The 22,717-nt window shown below is 40.4% G+C and carries 21 protein-coding genes and 1 riboswitch; of the genes, 3 read left to right on the plus strand and 18 right to left on the minus strand.

All coding sequences use genetic code 11. From position 1 onward, the window contains the following. Positions 1-43 precede the first annotated feature (43 nt). The 4 genes from ACFPRA_RS20210 to ACFPRA_RS20225 form a co-directional block, all read right to left on the minus strand. On the minus strand, positions 44-1,117 hold the full coding sequence (locus tag ACFPRA_RS20210) for a S26 family signal peptidase (protein WP_381438705.1): 1,074 nt from the start codon (positions 1,115-1,117) through the stop codon (positions 44-46). Next, positions 1,114-1,614, minus strand: a complete 501-nt coding sequence (locus ACFPRA_RS20215; RefSeq protein ID WP_381438708.1) for a sigma-70 family RNA polymerase sigma factor — start codon at positions 1,612-1,614, stop codon at positions 1,114-1,116. Before ACFPRA_RS20215 ends, ACFPRA_RS20210 begins: the two co-directional genes overlap by 4 nt. After that, the gene (locus tag ACFPRA_RS20220; protein WP_381438711.1) at positions 1,615-2,898 is read right to left on the minus strand and encodes a polysaccharide deacetylase family protein; all 1,284 of its coding nucleotides are present in this window, start codon (positions 2,896-2,898) and stop codon (positions 1,615-1,617) included. Positions 2,899-3,092: 194 nt separating this feature from the next. Further along, entirely contained in the window at positions 3,093-4,055 is a 963-nt protein-coding gene (locus ACFPRA_RS20225; RefSeq protein ID WP_381438714.1) for an Rpn family recombination-promoting nuclease/putative transposase, read from the minus strand. Positions 4,056-4,427: 372 nt separating this feature from the next. Beyond that, a riboswitch (Lysine riboswitch) is annotated at positions 4,428-4,605 on the plus strand. 120 nt (positions 4,606-4,725) lie between these two features. Between ACFPRA_RS20225 and dapA the strand changes: the two genes are divergently transcribed. After that, entirely contained in the window at positions 4,726-5,610 is an 885-nt protein-coding gene (gene dapA, locus ACFPRA_RS20230; RefSeq protein ID WP_381438926.1) for a 4-hydroxy-tetrahydrodipicolinate synthase, read from the plus strand. 301 nt (positions 5,611-5,911) lie between these two features. Next, the gene (locus tag ACFPRA_RS20235) at positions 5,912-6,769 is read left to right on the plus strand and encodes a hypothetical protein (protein ID WP_381438716.1); all 858 of its coding nucleotides are present in this window, start codon (positions 5,912-5,914) and stop codon (positions 6,767-6,769) included. Positions 6,770-7,105: 336 nt separating this feature from the next. Here ACFPRA_RS20235 and prpB read toward each other — a convergent pair whose 3' ends face one another. The 3 genes from prpB to mmgD form a co-directional block, all read right to left on the minus strand. Then, entirely contained in the window at positions 7,106-8,002 is an 897-nt protein-coding gene (gene prpB, locus ACFPRA_RS20240) for a methylisocitrate lyase (RefSeq protein WP_381438719.1), read from the minus strand. A gap of 111 nt (positions 8,003-8,113) precedes the next feature. Beyond that, positions 8,114-9,547 (minus strand): bifunctional 2-methylcitrate dehydratase/aconitate hydratase, encoded by a 1,434-nt coding sequence (locus tag ACFPRA_RS20245; RefSeq protein ID WP_381438721.1) that lies wholly within the window; start codon positions 9,545-9,547, stop codon positions 8,114-8,116. A 36-nt stretch (positions 9,548-9,583) separates the two neighbouring features. Next, a complete protein-coding gene (mmgD, locus tag ACFPRA_RS20250; protein WP_381438723.1) occupies positions 9,584-10,690 on the minus strand; it encodes a citrate synthase in 1,107 nt (368 codons plus the stop codon). A 256-nt stretch (positions 10,691-10,946) separates the two neighbouring features. Between mmgD and ACFPRA_RS20255 the strand changes: the two genes are divergently transcribed. Then, positions 10,947-11,816: a LysR family transcriptional regulator gene (locus tag ACFPRA_RS20255; RefSeq protein WP_381438725.1), complete on the plus strand. Its 870-nt coding sequence runs from the start codon at positions 10,947-10,949 to the stop codon at positions 11,814-11,816. 188 nt (positions 11,817-12,004) lie between these two features. On the opposite strand, the gene ACFPRA_RS20260 is transcribed toward ACFPRA_RS20255, so the two are convergent. The 11 genes from ACFPRA_RS20260 to ACFPRA_RS20310 all read right to left on the minus strand — a co-directional run bounded on the left by ACFPRA_RS20260 (position 12,005) and on the right by ACFPRA_RS20310 (position 22,649). Further along, on the minus strand, positions 12,005-14,008 hold the full coding sequence (locus ACFPRA_RS20260) for an acyltransferase family protein (RefSeq protein ID WP_381438727.1): 2,004 nt from the start codon (positions 14,006-14,008) through the stop codon (positions 12,005-12,007). 237 nt (positions 14,009-14,245) lie between these two features. After that, a complete protein-coding gene (locus ACFPRA_RS20265; RefSeq protein ID WP_381438730.1) occupies positions 14,246-14,734 on the minus strand; it encodes an SRPBCC family protein in 489 nt (162 codons plus the stop codon). A 240-nt stretch (positions 14,735-14,974) separates the two neighbouring features. Further along, positions 14,975-15,724 (minus strand): Fic family protein, encoded by a 750-nt coding sequence (locus ACFPRA_RS20270; RefSeq protein WP_381438733.1) that lies wholly within the window; start codon positions 15,722-15,724, stop codon positions 14,975-14,977. Beyond that, positions 15,721-15,912: an antitoxin VbhA family protein gene (locus ACFPRA_RS20275; protein WP_381438736.1), complete on the minus strand. Its 192-nt coding sequence runs from the start codon at positions 15,910-15,912 to the stop codon at positions 15,721-15,723. The genes ACFPRA_RS20270 and ACFPRA_RS20275 overlap by 4 nt, the downstream gene beginning before the upstream one ends. Positions 15,913-16,178: 266 nt before the next feature. Continuing rightward, positions 16,179-16,925 carry an SDR family NAD(P)-dependent oxidoreductase gene (locus tag ACFPRA_RS20280; protein WP_381438739.1) on the minus strand — a complete coding sequence of 249 codons (747 nt, stop codon included), beginning with the start codon at positions 16,923-16,925 and terminating at the stop codon, positions 16,179-16,181. A gap of 101 nt (positions 16,926-17,026) precedes the next feature. Next, complete coding sequence (locus tag ACFPRA_RS20285; protein ID WP_381438741.1) at positions 17,027-18,679, minus strand: M20/M25/M40 family metallo-hydrolase; 1,653 nt, start codon at positions 18,677-18,679, stop codon at positions 17,027-17,029. Between the two features lie 65 nt (positions 18,680-18,744). Further along, complete coding sequence (locus tag ACFPRA_RS20290) at positions 18,745-19,440, minus strand: amino acid ABC transporter permease (protein WP_381438744.1); 696 nt, start codon at positions 19,438-19,440, stop codon at positions 18,745-18,747. Positions 19,441-19,484: 44 nt separating this feature from the next. Then, the gene (locus ACFPRA_RS20295; RefSeq protein WP_381438746.1) at positions 19,485-20,318 is read right to left on the minus strand and encodes an ABC transporter substrate-binding protein; all 834 of its coding nucleotides are present in this window, start codon (positions 20,316-20,318) and stop codon (positions 19,485-19,487) included. A 54-nt stretch (positions 20,319-20,372) separates the two neighbouring features. Beyond that, complete coding sequence (locus ACFPRA_RS20300; protein ID WP_381438749.1) at positions 20,373-21,095, minus strand: amino acid ABC transporter ATP-binding protein; 723 nt, start codon at positions 21,093-21,095, stop codon at positions 20,373-20,375. Next, the gene (locus tag ACFPRA_RS20305) at positions 21,092-21,748 is read right to left on the minus strand and encodes an amino acid ABC transporter permease (protein WP_381438751.1); all 657 of its coding nucleotides are present in this window, start codon (positions 21,746-21,748) and stop codon (positions 21,092-21,094) included. The genes ACFPRA_RS20300 and ACFPRA_RS20305 overlap by 4 nt, the downstream gene beginning before the upstream one ends. 76 nt (positions 21,749-21,824) lie before the next feature. Next, the gene (locus ACFPRA_RS20310) at positions 21,825-22,649 is read right to left on the minus strand and encodes a basic amino acid ABC transporter substrate-binding protein (protein ID WP_381438753.1); all 825 of its coding nucleotides are present in this window, start codon (positions 22,647-22,649) and stop codon (positions 21,825-21,827) included. Between the last annotated feature and the right edge of the window lie 68 nt (positions 22,650-22,717).

A 22,717-nucleotide genomic window follows, 5' to 3' on the forward strand; every position in this document is an offset into this window, starting at 1 on the left:
TGGTTTCCAAAAGGATATCGGGGTTCCCATTCCCCATCCTGCACTATTCTGTTATGACCCAACGTTCAGAACTAGCATCCCACTTCATATGAAAGACCTGCTCGGCTACCCCTTCTCGCCCATATTGGTAGCGGATTTCAACTTCATTTTCAGATATAGGAGTCGTTTTTCGATAAGATGCCTCCAAAAACAATTCACCCAATCTGCTAAGTTGTGCAAACAAAGGCGTTTCCGGTAAATTACCGAAGCCTAATACATCATCATATAGATACAAATCGAAATATTGCTCCGGTGTATAATCACCTGTCAGCTGTCCAGATAAATAATCCATATAAATCGAATCGGTACGCTCTTCCGTCGCGACGCCTACCACTTGCCCATAAATTTTATGAACGGGCGTAATCGTTGCTCCCTGCACTGTTTCGCTTGCCGGGAAATGATTTAACAATAGATATTCCCGCGCATTCAACAGCTGGTCGTAGCCCCCTACAATCGTGATTCCCTGTTTTTCATATCGATCCATCAGTTCAGATTGTAACGGTTTGCCGTTTATGCGCAGCTTGCCGTTTTTTAGCACGACGCGATCCCCCGGAACTGCAATTACTTCATAATAGGCATCCGTATAGGTCGGTAAATGGCTTGTCGTATTGGTCATCGTGCGTACAACATCGCCCGCCTCATACACAACCTTATCGAATAATTCTTCTTTGCGCTCAATGACCGTATGATATGCATCCGAACTCCCTTTTAATGAAAACTGTTCTTTATCCACATAATACAGACCGTCGACTTGATCAAAATGTGGAAGGGCCGCAAACTCCTCAAAATCAACCGCTGACAGTTGTTTCTTCTTCTGCAAGGCCGAGATTTGCGCCAAATCATCCAGTGGATCATACGGGACGCCTGGCCCCTTATCTGAAGAAAGATAATTCATAGGGTCAATGGTGAACAGAAGAAACAGTGCGACGACGGGTATCGCTGCCGTGACAAACAGCACTTGCCAAGAAAACTTTTTAGTCGGTGTCCGTAAACGTTCATGCACACGTCGCTTGATCCGCCTTTCCTGTTCCGATGTATCGCCCATCATTTGATCAAGCTTCCGTTTAAAATCACTCAATTGCTCACTACCTCCTCTTCCTCAAAAAATTCCTTTAACTGCTGCTTTGCCCTCCGCAGCCTTGTTTTCACGGTATTTTCATTTAACTCCAGATAGTTTGCGATTTCTGCTATCGACTGCTCGTCATAATAAAATAGGATTAACGGTTCCCGGTATTTTAATGGAAGCTGGAAAAGATTTTTTTCCAGTGCAGCCAGTCGCTCTTGTTCCAACACGACTTCTTCTGCCCCTTTTGTCGAAACAAAGATGGTATCAAACAGCACATCTTTTTTATGCTTCCACGAGCGCAAATAATCTTTTGCACGATTGGCTGTCATTTTCGTTAAATAGGTCTTCAATGACGCCTCATTGCGAAACTGGTCACTCTTTTGAAAATACGTCACAAATACTTCTTGCACAATATCCTCGGCAGTCGACCAATTCTTTACATATAGATAAGCGATGCGCACTAAATAACGCGAATGCTCATCAATTAGTTGATCAATAGTACTACTCATTTACGAACCCTCGCCCTCCTCCATGGCCATGTCATGTTGCCCCTCCACATACGCAACAAACTGCTTAAACGACTTTTTCTCTGTTACTCCGTATCGGCATACTTCATAATTTGAATTCTTCCGATTTGCATACCCTTCGTTCGTTGTAAAACCAATCAACAATCCGGCCTCCTTAGCCGCCGCGATGAAATCCTCATCATAATGACCAAACGGATAAGCTACTGAAACGGCTCCCGGCACTTGCACCATATTTCGCTGTAAATCCAAAAGAATCTCTTCTTTTGAACGCTCTAACGCAACCCCTACACCCGAATCCCCATTCAGTGCATGCAATTCATAGGTATGTGCTTCGAACTCGAAAACATCCGCCAGCGCCTCTAAATCCGCAGCGGTAAAAAACTGCAGCGGACCTTCCGCATCAAACAACTGCGTTCCCTGTACCCGATCCGTACGTGAAGAAATAATATGCTGAAGTGCTGTAAACCCGTATTGTTTTAAAATCGGATAGGCAAATTCCTTCGTCGATAATAACCCGTCATCAAATGTAATGAGCACCGCTTTGTTCGGCACAACAAGGCGTCCTTCCAAGTAATCATACAACTGAAGTGCCGTCAACGTCTTGAACTGGCGATCCGCCAAGTACTCCATCTGCTGTTCAAACGATTCCAAGGAAATTGTACTATTCATCGTACTCATCAACTCGAGCGGCAAAACCTGATGGTAGACAAGCACCGGCAGACCCACATCCATTGCAACGGTCTGCTTCGCAATATAGCCCGGCCTCTCTCCAATTGTAAGGATATACCAATCCTCTTCCTCCCGTACAATAGGATAACGATAACCTTCTTCCAACTCCAGTATAACGCCGCTCCGCAAATCAGCAGTCTCGTAAACTGCGGTTTTTTGCAACGTCCGGACAGCAGCGAACCGCTCCGGATGGACAACGGTCAAAAGCTTCTTTTTTTCAACCGGCGCCTCCCCCTTACGAATAAAGGCCGGCATATTTCCCAATCGAAGCTCATAATACACCTCATCCTCACCTATGATCACAACAGGCTGATCCGCAGCCAACTCGCCTATCTGCGTCAAAACCGCCCCCTTCATATAAAGCGGCTGACGCTCCTGCAATGTCAGCACTCGCTCAAATACCCGCTTCGTCACAAAACGATCCGTATCTTGCGCGAACACTGTGCCTTGCGACTCTACCAAAATCCAAATCGCACCCACACTTATGAAAACGAGCAAACACACAAGTAACCACACTCTATTAGCAATCTTCCACATAACTTTACCTCCACTGTCAATCAAGCAACGTATAGACGGAGATTTCCAGAAAAAGTTTCAAAGATTTTTTAAAAAGTTTTTAAGGCGTATTAGCAAATGAAAAAAGACGTCCATTTTGTTGTAAATGGGCGTCGGTTGGTTTTTATCTTTGCTTGATTGTACAAAACCAAGTGAACTTCTCAAGAATCCTGTTTTTACTGTAGCATTTCCCTCAACTTCTCAATCTCATCTTTTTCCAAGTGTGTTACTTCTGCAATAAAATCAGTTGATGTTCCTTTTCTCAACATCTCCAACACCACTTTTTTCACGCCTTGTTCTATTCCTTGCTCGATTCCCTTTTCTAACTCCAAATCAAAAACATTCTTAATCGTCGGGGAAGCATTTTCTTTATTATACAGTTCCATTAGCTCCGTCTCCTTTCTAATCATTGATCGGATTTCTTCCGATAGTTGTTTTGTGTACGCGTCAGGTAATTGTAACAAGTAATCAATAAAATGAAAAACAGCCTGAACTGCTGTGCGTGTATAGTTTTGATTGCGGATAAGTTCACGCATTAGCTTTCTTTTAAACAAATAACGTTGGTGTTCTTCATCTTTTGTTTGATACAAAGCTTTTGCAGCTAATACGATTTTACTAAAAATATTATCAGATTGTTCCAGTTCCTCGTCTGAATAAGCTTCCGTCTGGTAATTTCTATACATATAATGTAGCTGCGTGCCTAAATAATCGTATGTAAAGCGGTCAGGAATGGCATTTTTACTAGGTGACGTATGAACAGCGATGGCAACAATTTTTTCTTGATGACGGTCATAGATACGGTAGAAGTATTGAAACATACGTTCAGGAAAATTTGTTTCTTTTTTACTTTGCACTTCAATATGAATGAGAATCCATTGCTCTTTTCCATTTTTCAACCGAACTTTTGCCAATCGATCTGCAAAACGCCGGCCTTTTTTCTTATCCGCAATTTCCTGAAACAACTCCTTATCCAAAAAGTCTGGACTCTTACCAAAATCAATCTGCGCATGTAGCTCGGGAACAAAAAATAATAGAAAATCTTCAAACAGTTCCCCAATCACCTTTTTCCACAAACCGTCCTGATCCACCAAGCTTCCACCATAAGGCGTTGTTTCTTCTCTGACCCATGCAACAACCATTTACAAAACACCTCCGAAACTAATTTCAGATTATTAGATCAATTATAACACGAAGCGAACATACGATTCAATTATTAGCCAAAGTTGCCGAAGAGCATATCCCATTCATTCACGGTAGAACCTCGTATCCATGTACAGATATACTAATTTCCCCGCTATCAATTTGCAGGGCACAGTTTTTTGGCTTTTCTCAAAAGTAAAATAGAATGACAACTATCCACGCACCAATTTCAGCATCCCTTTTATTCCATCACACTACTTCAGGCCGACTTTATTCAAAATTAAATGAATAATTCCATCTTCGACTTGCAATTGTAACTAATTCCGTATATAGTGAGGGTAATTAAACATTTACTTATTTCGAACTCTTGAAGTAAGGATAGAGGCGCAAAGACCATTAGTACACAATCAGAGGATAATGAGGTCCTATGAAGATTGTGAAAAGGGGGATTTGCCGAAGTGGAGAGAAGCTCATTATCTCGAAGCTGGTTCTGGGTTGAATAAGCACAGAATTGTCATATAGGAAACTATATGGAGGGCTATCTTATGCAAAGAAATAATCTATTATTTCACTGCAGCAGCGACCCTTCGTTGTTGCTTTTTGCGTTGATTTACAAGCTGCCCTTCTCCCTCTATTTATTTAAAATAATTGATAGGATGTGGAGAAATGATGAATTTCGGACAAATTGTAACAGCTATGGTGACTCCTTTTAATGAGCACGGAGATATTGATTTTGAAGCGACAAGGAACTTGATTGAGTATTTAATCGCCAATGGAACAGATAGTTTAGTCGTATCAGGTACAACTGGAGAATCTCCGACTTTAACGACTGAAGAAAAGGTCCAATTGTTCAAATTTGTAGTAAAAGTCATCAATGGAAGAGTGCCCGTAATTGCTGGAACGGGTTCAAACAATACAAGGGAATCTGTTGAACTGACAAGGTTAGCAGAAGATATAGGTGTTGACGGCGTTATGCTCGTCGCTCCCTATTATAATAAACCTTGCCAAGAAGGGATGTTCCAACACTTTCAAACAATTGCGGCAGCCACTTCTTTACCTGTCATGCTATACAATGTACCAGGACGAACGATGGCCAATATTGCCGTCGATACAGTCGTGCGCCTTGCCGAAATTTCGAATATCGTCGCCATTAAAGAAGCGAGTGGCGATTTAGATGCAATGGCTGAAATCATTGAGCAGACACCGACAGATTTTTCCTTGTACAGTGGCGATGATGGCTTAACGATCCCTGTATTATCAATTGGTGGCGTAGGTGTTGTTTCCGTCGCAGCTCATATTATAGGCAATGAAATGCAAACGATGATCAAAAACTTCAAAATGGGTAATATCAAAGAAGCGGCTTCAGATCACCGTAGACTGTTGCCAGTGATGAACGCACTTTTTGCTGCTCCGAATCCATCACCATTAAAAGCGGCATTGAACCTAAAAGGAGTTCAAGTCGGTGGCGTTCGTTTGCCGATGATTCCTTTGAACGACGAACAATTGCATGCACTTCAGCGTACATTGTCAATCTATGATGAGGTTACAGTCTGATAACTGTCAGAAGCTCTATCGATGGAAATTAAATTTACTAGACTCCATCCTACCATTGCAGGGTATAGAAAAATATATATTCTTGCGATAATGAATATCATAAAAATGGCACGTATAACGCATGTCAATCGTACATGCGTTTACGTATCAAAGAAAGGAACTCATGTCACTTGTACATGTGTTCCTTTTTTGATTTGTTCGCGCTCCCCCACTAAAACACGAGAGCTCTATCGTCATATTTATGTGTGTATTATTGAATCTTCCCGACAGGTTTTCACGTAGATGAAAGGGAGGTGAAAAGATGAGAAGGATTTTCGGCATTTTACTAATCATATTTAGCCTGTTCATTGCACTAGGCGGTTTACTCACGCTCGGAGAGGATTACAAAGCTTCGCTGTTCGGCATTTTTTTCATTAGCCTGCCGCTTTATATGGTTGGTCATATAGTGAGAACCAATATGTGGCAGGCGAAGCAAAAAGGTCTTCGATGGATTTGGGCGTATATCTATGTTGTTGGCATCGTTCCCGCCCTCTTTCTTTCCTATGAAGGATACGAGGATCTGAAAGAACAGACATTTTCCAACAATTATTTTTTGTTGTTTGAATCCACTTCTACGGATTACATCGGCGGTCTTTCCATCGGGTTTATCCTGCTCTTATTGCTGCTGTTCCTCTTTCCTTTTTATGAAACAACACGGAAAATAAGAAGGTTTATCGCGATTGCTGCAGTGGTTGTCACAGGGGCATATGTGAGCTATCAATATATGATGTGGGCGGATTATCGCGGCATCCATGAAATCAACGGTCTGGTAACCCATCATTGGAACGGTGAAGAACAGATTGTGCCGTATGAGGAGATTGCCCAGATTGCCGTACAACCGCATGTGAAATATGCTAGATCAAAAAGACCGTCTGACAAAACCTTTTTTGAGTGGAGATTGATCTTCATGACTGAAAAGGATGAAATAATTACATATCGCCTTTGGCTCAACGACATCAGCCTATCGAAAGGAAATCGGATGAAACAACTAGCCCATTCCAAAAACATCCCCTTCCACGTCATACCTATGACTGAAAAAGAGCACGAGGAATTCGACTTCCAATTGGAGTTGAAGAAGCTCGATTCGCAACCTTATTATTTGTTTTTCGAGGTGGAATAAATTGAGGGCCTAATCCGGTATACCACAATTTTTTGGAAATCCAATATAAAAAAGGTATCAGGTTCTAAACAATTTAAAATTGTGTTGGAATCTGGTACGCCAAATTAATCAATAAATCCTCTCGTTTTTAGCAAGTAATTCGGGAAGTTGCTTCATTGTTTAAACCAGTTTTATAATCGACACCTCTCTTAGCATTTAAAGTTTCTTTTGCAAGCCGAATACCAAGTGGAGGCTTACTTGCTAAATCATGAGCAATTTGTATACGAATATTACAACCAATTCACGTAATCAAAAAAACTCTAAATCAAGTTCCTGTTGGCGGATAAACTCTCCCTCTTACAACACTGTCTTCGCTATACTATTATCCAATTCTTCAAATTCATCATAGCTGATCGTTTCGTATAATTCTTTTCTCGTCTGCATATCTGGTACGCCTTCTTTTTGGCTGCCTTGTTCCTTAATTAATCCAAAAATCCGCTCATATGCCTTTGCAGCTACTCTAAGTGAAGTAACTGGGTAGATGACCATTCGAAAACCCATCTTTTCGAATTCTTGCGCTGAATAATAAGGTGTCTTCCCAAATTCCGTCATATTAGCTAAGAGTGGTACGTCAATTTTCTCGGCAAATAAACGGAACTCTTCCTCTGATTGGAGTGCTTCTGGGAAAATAGCATCCGCCCCAGCCTCGACATACTTTTGAGCTCTTTCAATCGCCGCATCGAGCCCTTCAACAGCCCGTGCATCCGTTCTTGCAACAACGAGTAAGGATGGTGCAACTTCCTTCATTACCTTAATCTTTTGCACCAAATTTTCAGCTGTAACGAGTTTCTTCCCGTTTAAGTGACCGCATTTCTTTGGTAAATCTTGATCCTCAATTTGAACGGCAGCTACATTTGCTTCCACCATTTCTTGAGCTGTTCGTGCAGTATTCAAAACGCCTCCAAACCCCGTGTCAATATCAACAAGTACGGGTAAATTCGTTGAGCGAACAAGATCTCTTGCCCGTTCTGCTACTTCAGTTGAAGTGATAATGCCAAGGTCAGGTAACCCCTTACTTGCTGTATATGCAGCTCCAGATAAATATAGAGCTTTAAACCCGACGTTTTTTGCAACAAGTGCTGCCATTGCATCATGCGCACCAGGAATTTGTAAAATATCATCTGTCGCGATTTGTTCCTTAAACTGCTTTGCTAATTCTGCTTGTGTGATTGGTTGATCAACAATCCACGCCATAATAAATACCCTCCCTTATAAAGTGAAACTTCATCCAGCGGGTGGTCCCCTCCCCCGCTGAATGTAAGTTGAATGAATCGCGCTTTTGACTATCTGTTAACTCACAATTATTTAAACAAACAACTCCATAAAATCATTAACATTCATTCCGATCAATCTTTCGTAGTCATTCCCCACATTTACCAATCGGTTGCGCTGCTTCTCTGAATAATGGGTTGCAATATTGGCTGCATATTTTTCGCAAACTTTCGGAATCGCTTCGTTACGGCGGAAACGATGACCTAATGGATATTCAACTTCGATATCTGCTGTTGATGTCCCATCCTTGAAATGGACTTGTACTGAATTCGCAATCGAGCGCTTTGCTGGATCTAAATAATCTTTTGTATACGCTTTGTTTTCTCTTACAACCATTTTGTCACGCAATTGGTCAATAATTGGATCGCTTGCTACATCATCTTCATAATGTTCTGCTTGAATATCGCCTTTTAACAGACCAATCGCAGTAATATATTGGAGGCAATGATCACGGTCTGCTGGGTTATATAATGGACCTGTTTTATCGATAATCCTGATTGCAGATTCATGGGTTGTAATCGTAATCTGATTAATCTCATCAAGACGATTCACCACTTCAGGATGTAGTGTTACTGCTGCTTCTGCTGCGGTTTGTGCATGGAATTCAGCTGGGAATGAAACTTTGAATAATACATTTTCCATCACATAGCTATCAAGTGGTTGGCTAAGTACAAGCGATTGTTTATTAAATAAGACATCTTGGAACCCCCATCCTGGAGCTGTTAATGCAGTTGGATAGCCCATCTCGCCCTTCAAAGACATCAGTGCAAGACGTACGGCTCTACTTGTTGCGTCTCCTGCAGCCCATGATTTTCTTGACCCCGTATTTGGCGCATGGCGATAGGTCCGTAGGCTAGAATTGTCGATCCACGCATTGGACAGAGCATTAATAATTTCTTTCTTGCTTCCCCCTAACATCTTTGTGACGACAGCTGTTGTTGCGATTTTCACATATAAAACATGATCAAGACCGACACGATTCAAACTATTTTCTAATGCTAGGATCCCTTGAATTTCATGTGCTTTCACCATCATTTCTAACACTTCTAACATTTTCAGTGGTTCTTGCCCTTTGCTAATGCGCTCTTGACTAAGATAATCAGCAACAGCGAGAATGCCTCCTAAATTATCAGACGGATGGCCCCACTCCGCCGCAAGCCACGTATCATTAAAATCAAGCCAACGAATCATTGCCCCGATATTGAATGCTCCTTGCACAGGATCAAGTACATAAGAGGTCCCTGGTACACGCGTCCCATTTGGAACCGTCGTGCCGGGTACAATCGGTCCAAGTAATTTTGTACATTCTGGATAACTAAGAGCTAAAATTCCACAACCAAGCGTATCGATTAATACATGATGAGCGGTGGAAAGTGCCTCTTCACTCGTAATCTTTTTATTTAATACATAATCCGCAATTTCTTCTAGCAAAGTATCTGTTTTCTTTTCTTCTTCTATCTTTAACATTCGTCTCGTCCTCCCCAGTCATAATAGATGTCTTCCTTAGTAGCTTTCACCAATATAATTTACCCGTGGTCTAAATAATCGATTATGATCATGTTGTTCGATGACATGTGCACATAGCCCTACTGTTCTCGCACTGAAGAATATCGGTGTATACAATGGGATTGGGATCCCAAGTTTATAGTATACGGGCGCTGCATAATAATCTAAATTCGGGTAGAGCCCCTTTTCCTTCTCGAGAATCTTTTCACCTGCTTCACACATTTCTAGCAATGATGTATCCCCATCAATTTCACATAATTGCTTTAATGATTCCTTCATAATTAATGCTCTAGGGTCCGTCTTTTTCATGTAAACACGATGACCAAAGCCCATAATCTTCTCTTTTTGTTCTAGTCTTTTGTAAATCACTTTTTCAAATTCCTCGACACTGCTCGCTTCTTTCAACATATACATGACCGCTTCATTGGCTCCTCCATGTAGATTACCTTTTAATGAAGCAACTGCTCCAGTGAGTGCACCGTAAATATCAGATTGTGTTGATGCAATGACTCGTGCAGTAAATGTTGAGTTTGGCATTTCATGTTCACTATATAATAGAAGGGATCGGTCAAAAATCGCCGCTTCCAATTCCGTTGGCACCTTACCTGTAATCATATATAAGAAATTTGCACTGTATGATAAATCTTTATTTGGAACCATTTCATCCTGCCCATTCAAAATTCGGAAACTATTAACTGTAATATTTGGCAGTTGCCCCATAAGCTGGTAGGCACGATTTTTATTTGCTTCAAGTGAACGGTCATCGATCTGATTATCGAAACCTGCTAGAACAGAAATTCCTGTCCGCTGCCCGTCCATCGGATGTGTTTGTTTCGGTAATAATTTAAGAACTTCGATCACAGTCGATGGAACATCATAATTTTCCTTTAGTGCTGCTTCCAATATCGCTTTTTCAGTATGACTAGGTAATTGCCCTTCAATTAAAAGATGCACCACATCAAGATAATCTTTCGTTTGGGATAGTTCAATTAGATTACGACCTTTAATAATGATTTTTTCTTGTTCCGTATCGAGAAATGAAATCGCTGTCTCCGCTGCAATAACTCCTTCGAGTCCAGGTACAAACTTTTCTGCCGTTGTCATTAAAATCCCCCTTTATTATTTGGCAGGTAGGAAAGTATAAACTTCCCTCCGCTACATACGTGCAACTGAGGCATTCGCTATAAAAGCCTGGCGAATACCAAGTTTTATTAATCAGTAAATTCATTATTTTGAACTTATATATACATCATACTGTTGATTAGAAAATTACGAAAATATATAATAGTAATTGCTAGCCATCATTTTTTTCTATAACTCATGTACTTTTACAGTAAAATAGATTTGAGGGAATCAATTTATGGACTATCAAGATTGGGAAATGCTAGCTACCTTATATTCGACTGAAAACATTACTCAGGCCTCACAGCAATTATTCGTATCCCAGCCAACATTAACTGCACGCATAAAAAAACTAGAAGACCATTACGGGGTCCAGATCATTATACGGAAACGGATAGGTATCACCTTCACACCAGAAGGTGAGCAACTTGCTTTGCATGCGAAGCAGATGCTACATGAACAAAGGATGATTGAGGAGAAAATCAATAATATGAAAAACCAGGTCGAAGGAACACTTCGAGTCGGTGTTTCTAATTTCTTTGCGCTAAATAAAATGCCTAGATTATTACGTCTCTTTAAACAGGAATACCCGAATGTCGAATTTAATGTAGTGACCGGCTGGAGCAGTGAAATGCACCGCTTAATTTTAAATAATGATGTCCATCTTAGTTTTATTAAGGGGGATTATCCTTGGAGAGGAACAAGAGAATTGCTTTATGAGGAGGAAATATGCGTCGCTGCTCCTTGGGAATTCAAATGGGACGATCTACCGGCTTTACCTCGGATTGATTATCATACAGACGAAAACATGAGATCGCTTGTTGACACATGGTGGCATAGTCATTACAAACAAAATCCGAATATCAATATTCAAGTAAACCAAGTAGAAACATGTAAAGAAATGGTTGTCAATGGACTTGGCTATGCGATTTTAGCCAACTTAGTTGTACGACCACACCCTGAGCTCATCGTCAAGCCATTGCATCATGCTTCAGGCGAGCCGCTTTCACGGAAAACATGGATGTACTATCATGAAGAAACGATGGAAATGAATATTGTGAATGCGTTTGTAACATTTATTCGTAGGTTGGATGTGAAGGGGTTGTAAGTATCCTTCCTAAATTTTTCTCACACTATATTCACTATCTTCTTCCTGACTAAATTTTCTTATGTGCATCTCCTCAATTTTATACAGAAAGAAGCCAACCAAATGATGAGAGATGGTTGGCTTCTTCTTTTATTTTATGCAAATGGAAAGAGATAGTAGTTGCTGAACAATTCAACAAGCAAGTCGTTTTAAGACCTACCCAAACTCCTCAACGCCTGCTCCAAATGCTCCTTCAAAGGAAGTGCTAATGTTTTTGCATACGTTGCGGTAATATGGTTATCGTCACGATACACAATGATATTCCCGATAATCGGAGAACAAGTGGTTTGATCACAAAAGTAATCCGTGAGGTCTGCGAATATCACATTTGAAGGAATGCCCTCAGTATTCTCCCAAGGTACTTCCTTCGAAACTCCCTCATCCCTCGGAATTGCACAACTCAATGGGTTGTTCTTCTTTTCTAAACAGCTTGGGATGTTCTCCTTCATCCGAGGGTTATCACGTATCGCAAATACCGTGGTGATTCCCTCCAGTTCTTTCCATTGATTCATGTAACCTGGTGGGATTGTCTTCCGCTTATTCAATGTAGACGTCGTGAAAACCAAGTCCGGCGGTTCTGCTTTTAAGTGTTCGATCAAATTCTCATTCCACTGTAAACAAGCTTGGGTTAAGTGATGTTCTGGATCTTCATTCGTAAATCGACAACCATCATGATTGTAGACGTCAATCTGGAAGTTCAGGTCTTCCGCTAAAACTTCCAGTGCCGGAAACCAATGCCCTGAATGCGACCCACCGACCAATGCTACCGTATAGCTCGGATCCGTTACCACCCCATACGAACATTTCTTTACATTGACACTATCCTTCCCTAAACAGTTTGGATTCCCATAAAAGGAAGGAAGGTCTAATTGAATATCGATCGATGCTGGAATGGGCACGATACCTTTTGGAGGCTCGCTCTTCTCATAGACCGCCATCGCTCCTGGGAAATCTTTTTCGTCATAGCTAATAATTAGCGCATCAGCCTTCACCTTTTCAATATACGTTGTAATGGCTAGTATTGAACTTCCTGTTACCATCAACAGTCCACATAAGACTGCCGCAAGTCTCCCCTTCATTCTTTTTTTATCCAACTTTAGAATGGGTGTTTCCAGTAACTTTGTAGAGAGCAGCGATAAAAGAACCGCCGTCATAATGATAATACTCCCTTCAAGAATCGGGACAGTTCCCAAATCCACAGTGGCCTGATAAAAGATTAAAAGAGGCCAATGCCATAAAAAGACCCCATAAGTGAGACCGCCTAAAAACGTCAGTGGCTTGACTCTTAACAATCGATCCACGCCAAACTTCGTGCTATTTTCGGTGGCGATTAACACCAATAATGCCCCGCTAATCGGGACAAGCGCTAAATAACCAGGGAACCCCGTTGATACCGGAAGCAAGATGCCGGTTAAACAGACGATGGAAAGTCCAAGCCAACCTAGCACCGTGTTTAGCCATATATTCATCCGTAAGTACGGTGATAGCAATGCCAGCATACCGCCTATGCTAAATTCCCACATACGCGCAAACGTATCAAAATACGCCCAAGGCTGATTTACTGTTGTTTGATAAATCGAATAACAGATCGAATAGATAAAGACGACGAACAATGCCACCAAAAAAGTTTTACGTACCGGTGTCTTCAATACTTTCCGAGCTAAAAAATACACGGAAGTGATTAAAATCGGCCAAAGGATATAAAATTGCACTTGGACACCGAGTGACCAAAAATGTTGAAATGGACTGGTTGCATGATCGCGAGCTAAATAATCAACCGCATCCAACGCCAAACGCCAGTTTTCAAAATAGAGAGTGGACGCGGTCATATGTGTAATGATCGAGCTCCATTCCAACTGAGGCAAGAACAGCAATGCTAGACTTCCAATCACGATGATGACCAATAAAGCTTGCGGCAAAAGCCTTCTCCCAAGTCCCACTATAAAGTCTCCATATTGCACGGTTCCCGTTCTCTCTACTCTCGATAGAAGAGACAGCGTAATCAAATAGCCTGATAACACAAAGAATACATCAATGCCTCCCGATACTCTTCCCAACCAAATATGATAAATTACGATTAACAACGTCGTAATCGTACGTAACCCTTCAATCTCCGGGCGATATCTTTTTTGAGGACTCCTTAAATCTTCCATATACCTTTACCTCCATTGTCCATTAAGCAACGTACAGACGGAGATTTTCGGGAAAAGTTTCAAACGTTTTTCGGGATGGAAGAATTTACAAAAGCGGATAACTGTACGTAATAAAGGAGATACCTCAAAGGCCAATATCCCATTTAAATTCGTGTAAGCGTCAAATAGCCCCGGCATTAAATAAAATACGGGAGCATCATAATCATGCTTCTATTTTCTTTGATCACTTTCGTCCATTTATGAGTATTTCGTCGCTTCAGCACCCCTTTTTACCTTTTGGGCTTGATGGGCAATATAATGACGCATATATCTTTTCAAAAATAAATGATCAGCCACTTTTCCTAGAATGCCTAAAGGGGATTTAAATGAGATTGTATCTTTCATAATTGTTTCTGAACCCCTTTCAATAAATTCATGTGTATGTGTAAAAGTATGAAAGACCCCATAAACAATGGCATCGGTGAATCTATACGGCTTCACCATTTCAACAATTTTAGACGAAAATTTTTGTTTCATTCCCAAATGGATCGTTTCCCAAGTAACAAAATCGCCAAGCTCCATCAATCCAAACGTAACTCCATCAATGGCTATTTGTTTCGTCAGCAACGTTTTTCCTGCATGAACTTCAACAGTCCTGGCAAGGTCGAAACAAACTTGGATGGGCGCATGGATTGAAATTTCATGTTTGATGATTGGAATAGTACCACCCTTATCCTGTCTAGCCATATTGTGACGGTTCCTATGAGTAGCGTATTTATAACCAATCAATCGGAGCCCGTCAATGGCAGCTAGTATAGGGTTTTAGGTTATATTTTATGCAAGTGCCAACTTCTAACAGAAAATATCAAAAGCCCCAGCATTCATTTCTGAACACTAGGGCGTAAATCAGTCGTATGAAGTTCATACTAGCACTTTAATAAGATGTCCTATACTGTCAACAATCGTGTCTGTGGCCTGGTACTTTTCTTAGTCTTCGGCATCTGGCATTTTGTTGGTCTTTTTGTGTATCGAAAAAGGCATCTCTTGATAATCCGCAACATCGTATTCTCCGATTGAAGTATATTTCGCTGGCTCGGATTTTTCAGATTGAAAAGGTTGTTGGTTATTTGAAGCTAAAGCTTCATGAATAATTTTTTCTAAATAATGTGTTTCGGAGTATTCTCCGATTGATGCCATGACGAGAGCATCTCGAAGGTAACTGACATTTTGCGAAAGTAACTGATCATTGAAATCAAGTCCTTGTGATTGCGCAAAAAACTTCATATATATAGAAACTGTTCGGGTATTGCCCTCTCGATAAGGGTGTATTTTCCAAAGCTTAGCCATGAACTGAGAAAAATCTGCTGCCAAATCAGGATTACGATGGTTCCACTTCACATCAGCCGCCCACTCATAAACAGCAATAAGATCTTTCGGGATATTTTTATAATCACTGTATTGTACACTCATACCAGCTAAGACTCTTTCGCCTTTTTGAATATTGACCTTCCTAAAATCACCGGCCCAATCGTAAATCATGGAAAACAAATGATAATGAATTTTTTGGATGCTAGAGATATCAAAAAAATCGACTTCCCGCAATAAGGAGTCGATATCCAGTAAGCTGGCAATCAAAATTTGTGCCTCTACGATTATAAGTTCTTCTTCATTTTTGATACCAAGTAAATTCCTTACTATAGGTACATCATCATATAGATATGGATCCATAAGATTCATCGACTAACCTTTGCATATTTTTCAAGAACGGCTTGCCGTAGACCCGAAGCAGAAATTCGCCCCTCGGTATAATCATCCAACAATCGTTGCGTAAAATCAGTAGGTTTTCCACCATCAATCGCAGCCATACCAACTGCAAAGCAAACCTGTTTTTCGCGATCATAACGGTGCGAGTCCATTGCTCTCATCTACAACACCCCTAATTGTTAGTCCCTATATTATATCACAAATAACAAAAAAACACTTGGCATTTGCCTGCAGATTTAATTCTGTATTGCTACGGAATCACTCAAAAATGCCTGTGCCTCAAAGGTAGACACAGACACACAATAAATCAAATTTTCGCTACTCATATGTTCAAGCTGCTATTTTTCATAAAACAGTTGTAAATAAACAAACGCTCCCATGTTTCTCAGCTGCTACCATGACCAATCTCAGCAACCAATGCTAAAAATCATGCCAATTCCCCACCATCAATCGGAATATGTTGTCCTGTAATATACTTCGCTTCAGAAGATGCTAAAAAAGCATATAACGCGGCAACTTCCTCGGGTTGTGCATGCCGTTTTAATGGGATTCCTTCATTGACCTGTTCCAATGCTTCCGGACTATACTCTGCAATTTGCATCGGCGTCAGTACATATCCCGGACATACCGCATTCACACGAATGGTTGGGGCAAGTTCAAGAGCCATTGTACGTGCTAATAGATTCACACCAGCTTTGGAAGCATTATAATCGGCATAATTTGGGTGACCAACCACGCCATTTGTAGAGGCCGTCATTAAAATCACGCCGTGCCCTTGATCCAACATCCTTTTCGCCGCTTCTTGAGCAGTGAAAAAAATGCCGTTTAAATTAATGCCCAACACTTTATTCCATTGTTCAGGAGTGATGTCGATAAATTTATTCCTGACACTAATTCCTGCATTTGCAACGAGAACATCCACTCCGCCTGCCAATTGATCAATCTGAAGAAATGCTTCACTTACACTTTCATGACAGCTCACATCTGCAACAACACCATTTTTAATGGTTGAATGCTCTTTTAAAGCCTTTTCCAATGAATCTTGATTGTTGTCTATAATCGTGACATTCGCTTTTTCGTTTGCGAATCGAATGGCAGTCGCCAATCCAATTCCACTGGAACCACCTGTTATCACAACACGTTTATCACATAAACTATCTTGATACTTTCCCATTTAAAATCCATCCCCTTTGTTTAATCTACAGCGTTTATACTATAACTTTGTTGCTGGAAGTGAAGAACACTCTTCCTTCGTCTACTACGATTAGTTATTGGTCAACCGATCAAGCGGCGAATGACTTCTTTTGTAATTTTAGGAACGACCACGGTAGAATACTCAATTTCCATTCTTTCATAACGCTTATGACCATCATAACCGTATGGTCCAATATTGATTGCTGGAACGTTAATGTCCCGTATATCTTGGTAATCTACGTAATGTTTAGTTCCCCAGCCCGGATTATTTTCCGTTACGGCACGTATCCCTTCTTCGTCATCTTTTATAGCCACACAGCTCATATCACATATAAAGGGGAAATAGTTTTTTGTAACAATTGGATGAGCATACTCAGGTTGAATCGTCTCAATTGCCTCCACAAGCGCTGCTTCCAAATTTACTTCTTTGTCGTCTTTACCCGTCAAGTCAAGGCACGGCGAATAGAGGGATGAGTAAAACAAAATGATGGCAGGGCTTTTATCCTTCATCCACTTCCACTCTTCTTCAACCACTCTTGCAGCAAACATTCGAGTATCTAGACTTTTATCTTGTAATAGTTCGGATTTAAACGAAATCATATGCTGAATAAATTGTTCTCCATGCTCTTGTTTTAATTGTTTTGTCATGTCTTCATATAAAATCACTCTCGGTTTCCATGGCAATGGTTTATAGGGCTGCTCGCTAATTTCACAAAATCTTTCATAGCGTTTATTCAATGAGTTGACAGCGCTTTCAAAAGCGATTTCTGCTTGCTCGACCAATTTATTTAGAACATCTTTTGGAGACCATGATTGGACAAAAAAGTTGAAATACACATAGGCAGATAGAGCAGTTTGAACGGTATAATTCGGCTTAAAGTCCGTTTGCTTCAGTGAAACAGGTGGAGCCGGTGTTTCACCTAAGTGACGATCACACAAATCCGGATTGTAACTGATCTGTCTTGTCAATTCTGCTGCAATATAGTTCGGATCTAAACCTTCAAAAGAAGATCCAACATGTGTTTCGGCACCTGTAATAAAAAACGATGGGAGAAGTTTGCCCACTGTCCCCTTGTAAATATATCGATTCACATCCTCTTCATGTAAGGGTGCGACAAAATCAGAATTGATTAATCCGATATATTCAAATCCATGTTCTTGTTTCCACTTTTTCAGATCCTTTAGCCCGGATAAAACTCCTTTTGAACTAACTTCCTCATCACACTCTGAGAAGAATATGAGGTTACCAGATAACTCCTCCGGATGCTCGGCATAATATTTTAATAACGATAAATGGCTAGCGACGCCACTTTTCATATCGAGAACCCCGCGCCCAAAATACCATTCACCTGAAAGCAGTTGTTCTTTTACCAAATCTGGTAGCAGTTCGTCCTTAAGCCTTTCCATTAACTCTGTGGGTGAACAAGCAACATCTTCTAAATTTGTATAATCCTCAATTCCTACCGTATCTAAATGTCCCATTAAAATCAGCGTTTTTTTGTTAGTTACATCTTTTGTTCCCTCTACGTACGCTAAAACATTATATCTGTCAAACTCATCATCTACAGTTTTTGATTGAATGAGCTGATTGGGTCTCTCTTTGAAATAAGGGATAGATGAAATGAAAGCATATAACTTATTTGCTGCATCAATTTCCCCCGGTGTATCTACGACGCTTTTCACACGAACTAACTCATCCGTTAAACGCAAAACCTCGTTTCTTGTAGCGATCATCTATTCATACTTCCTTTCTTTTCATAATTGTGCATACCCTTATTGCCCGTTCAATCAAGTTAAGGTTAGACTACTTTACCCAAAACTTTCTTTCTCTTAGGACCTTCTACATCTAATTTCTTTTCAACTTTTGATAAAATAACTGTGAAAATCAGGACAAGCATTAAGTAATAGAATCCTACAACAAGATATGTCTCAAATGGCATATAGTTTTCAGCCGAAGCAGTGAGTGCATGACTGAATAATTCGGTAACCGCAATGTAGGCAACGAGTGAAGAATCTTTCAATCCAATAATAAATTGGTTGCCCAATGCCGGAATGGCACGTTTAAATGCTTGGGGCAGAATAATCGTCCCCATTGTTAACGGCACCGACATCCCTAACGAACGTGCAGCTTCTGCCTGTCCTTTATCGACAGATTGAATCGCCCCTCTAAAAATCTCCGCTAAATAAGCTCCTGAATGAATGCCTAATGCAACCGCACCAGCTGTAAAATCACTCAAGACAATAACACTTGAAATCCCATAGTACAAAAACATAATCAGCACGATTAAAGGAAGACCCCGAACGATAAAAATGTATAGATCCGCTAGTTTTTGGAGAAACCAAATATTTGATACTTTAAAAAAAGCAAATACCAATCCTATTACTGTTGCAATAACTAAAGAAATCGCCGTAATGGAAATGGTTGTTGTTGTTGCTTGTAAAAAAGCCAAACCATGTTTTTGAATAATGGATAGAATACTCTCTATAAAATTCATAGTAAGTTAGCTCCTTCAATTCAGTTAACTTTCTATAAGCCTGATCAGTTTTCCATTATGTTTAGCCCAAACCACTTCATACTTATTTCCTCATAGGTGCCATCTGCGATCATTTCGGCAATGGCTTCATTAATTTTTTCGAGTAATACGTCATGGTTTTTATTGATCGCAACTGAAATCTCTTCCCGATTTAAAACATCTCCTACAAGTTTAATCTTCAATCCTTGTTCATTGATTGCCGACACGCCAACGATTTTATCCGTTATAACTGCATCAATACGCCCAGGAACTAAATCTTGCAAAGCGTATATTTCACTTGGATAGCCCTTCACATCATCCGTCATCGTTTCTGCGACTTCCTTGTGCGTGCTAGCTTGCATAACACCGATTTTTTTGCCACTTGCATCTTCTGTAGTCTGAAAAGCATCATTTGATTCTGCTACAAAAATTTGTGCGCCGGAAATATAATAGGGATCTGAAAAATCAACTTGTTTTAAACGCTCCTCAGTAGCAGTCATACTTCCAATAATGACATCGTATTTATTTCCTTTTAGCCCTTGATTAATTGTCTCCCACGGGTTTGTTACCGGATTCGGTTCCAATCCGATTCGTTTTGCAATTTCAGTACCGATTTCCACATCAAAGCCAACCAATTCATTATTATCTTTATAGTTTAATGGTTTCAGTAAACCACTCATTGCAAAGGTTAACTTTCCATCATGAACAAGTTTCAGATTTTCAGACGAAGCGTCTTCTTTTGTATCCGGTCCTGACACTTCGACTTTTTCACCGGACGTATTCCCTGAACAAGCTCCGAGTAATAGAATGAAAATCAGTGATAGTATTGAGGTTAACACCCATTTGCCTTTTCTTTTCATCGTGAACTCCCCTTTAATTTCATAATTCAGAAATTCATAGATATACATTTCACTCTAGAGCACTTTCGAAAGAAAAGCTTTTGTTCGTTCATGTTTCGGAGTGGAAAATAATGTCTTTGGACACCCTTCCTCAACGATATATCCCTCATCCATAAAAACAACCCGATCCCCCACTTCACGGGCAAACCCCATCTCATGGGTTACAACAACCATTGTCATACCATCTTGTGCCAATTCCTTCATAACCGCTAACACTTCCCCGACCATTTCTGGATCCAGTGCTGAAGTTGGTTCATCAAATAACATAACTTTTGGCTCCATCGCCAATGATCTCGCGATGGCGATTCGCTGTTTTTGCCCCCCCGATAATGAATCGGGATACACTTGTGCCTTATCGGATAACCCGAGCTTTTCCAGTAATTGATAGGCCAATTTTTCTGCTTCCGCTTTCCCTTTTTTCCGTATCTTCATCGGAGCCAAGGTGATGTTTTCCAGAACTGTTTTATGAGGAAACAGATTAAAATGTTGAAAGATCATCCCGATGTCTGCACGGATATGATTAATATTCACTTTTTTATCTGTCAAATCAATATCATTGATACGAATCGTACCTGAAGTTGTTTCCTCCAGTTTGTTTAAACAGCGTAAGAACGTCGACTTTCCCGATCCTGAGGGACCAATCACCACCACGACCTCTTTTTTACTGATTTCCATATTGATATCTTTTAACACAGCGACTTCACCAAATGACTTTTTTAAGTTTTTTACTTTAATCATGCGTTCGACAACCTCCTCTCAATATTATTCAGTACATAAGTAAGCGTCAGTGTGATTAACAAATATGTGAATGCTACTGTCAAATAAGGCTCCCAAATTCGGAAGTATTGTCCTGATGCCGCTCGTCCCCAATACATCAATTCCGGTGCGGCGATAATCGCAGCCAATGAGGAATCTTTGATCAAAACAATAAACTCATTTCCCAATGGAGGAATCATCCGTTTAAATGCCTGAGGAAAAATGATATGCATTATCGACATCCTGCTACTCATTCCAAGGGAGCGAGCTGCTTCATCCTGCCCCTTCTCAATGGACTGAATGCCAGCACGAAAAATTTCTGCGACATATGCTGCAGAATTTAACGATAAAGCAACTAACGCTGATACAACTGTACTAACGGGTGACATCAGCAATGGCATTAGTCCGAAGTGAATAAGAAATAATTGAACGAGTAGCGGCGTCCCTCGGAAAAAGTTAATGTACCAAATAAAAGGGATACGCACTAGCTTCACTTTCGACATCTTCCCGAGTGCTATAAAAAAACCGAGCACGCTCCCAATAAGAATCCCACCTACTGATAATCCGAGCGTAAACAGTAATCCTTTTAATAAAAAAGGTAAATATTCAATAATAATATCGAATCGAAAGTCCAAATCCCCACCCCATTCTCGTACCATTTCAGCTTATCGAGACGTCGATATTTCTTTTACTTGTTTCTCCTTACACACACTACTTTGCCGTTGAAAGGGATTGAATGATTTCTACATCCGGAGAAACGTCAAACCACTTCTCGTAAACTTCGGCATATGTTCCGTTTTCGACGACCGTTTTCAATGCGCGATTAAATTCTTCAACAAATTCATTTCCTTTTTTAAACATGACGCCATAATATTCTGGTTCAAAATTCTCATCATCCGAAATCGCTATAAATTTATCATTAGGATTATTTTTTACATATTCATTTGCGACCGTATTATCTGTGATCACTGCTTCAATATCTCCGTTCTTTAATGCCATAAAGGCTACGCCGAGTGTTTCATACTTAAAGACGGATGAATTATTTGCACCGACTATTTTTTCAATTGCGATTTGCCCCGTTGTTGCATTTTGTACGCCGATTTTTCGACCTTTCAAATCCATAGCATTTTTAATATCCGTGCCTTCCTTCGCTAAAATCATCAGTTTCGATTCAAAATACGGATCCGCAAAGTCATAGGTTTGTTTTCGATCTTCTGTTATCGTTATCGAAGTCATTCCAATATCCACTTCTCCATTATCGACTAAAGCGAATAGAGGATCCCAACCGACATTTTCCACTTTATAGTGATAGCCTGCTTCGTCTAAAATCGCTTGAATCAGATCTACATCAAATCCGACAAGCTGCCCCTTATCCATATAGACAAATGGAGGGGTGACTGCATCTGTCCCTACTACCAATTGCTTTTCTTTATCATTCACCGTCTCTCCAGATGTAGCTTTTCCACATCCAGCAGCGAAAATAATTAGACATAAAGAGAATGTAAAAAGAGCTAGCCTCGTAAACTTCCTTTTCATTTCTCCACTTCCCCTATGATTTTTTCTACTACATGATTTTCCATCAGTGAGGGGTTTTCCTCACTGAT

The organism is Sporosarcina soli (assembly GCF_042655805.1).
GTDB classification, from domain to species: Bacteria; Bacillota; Bacilli; order Bacillales_A; family Planococcaceae; genus Sporosarcina; species Sporosarcina soli.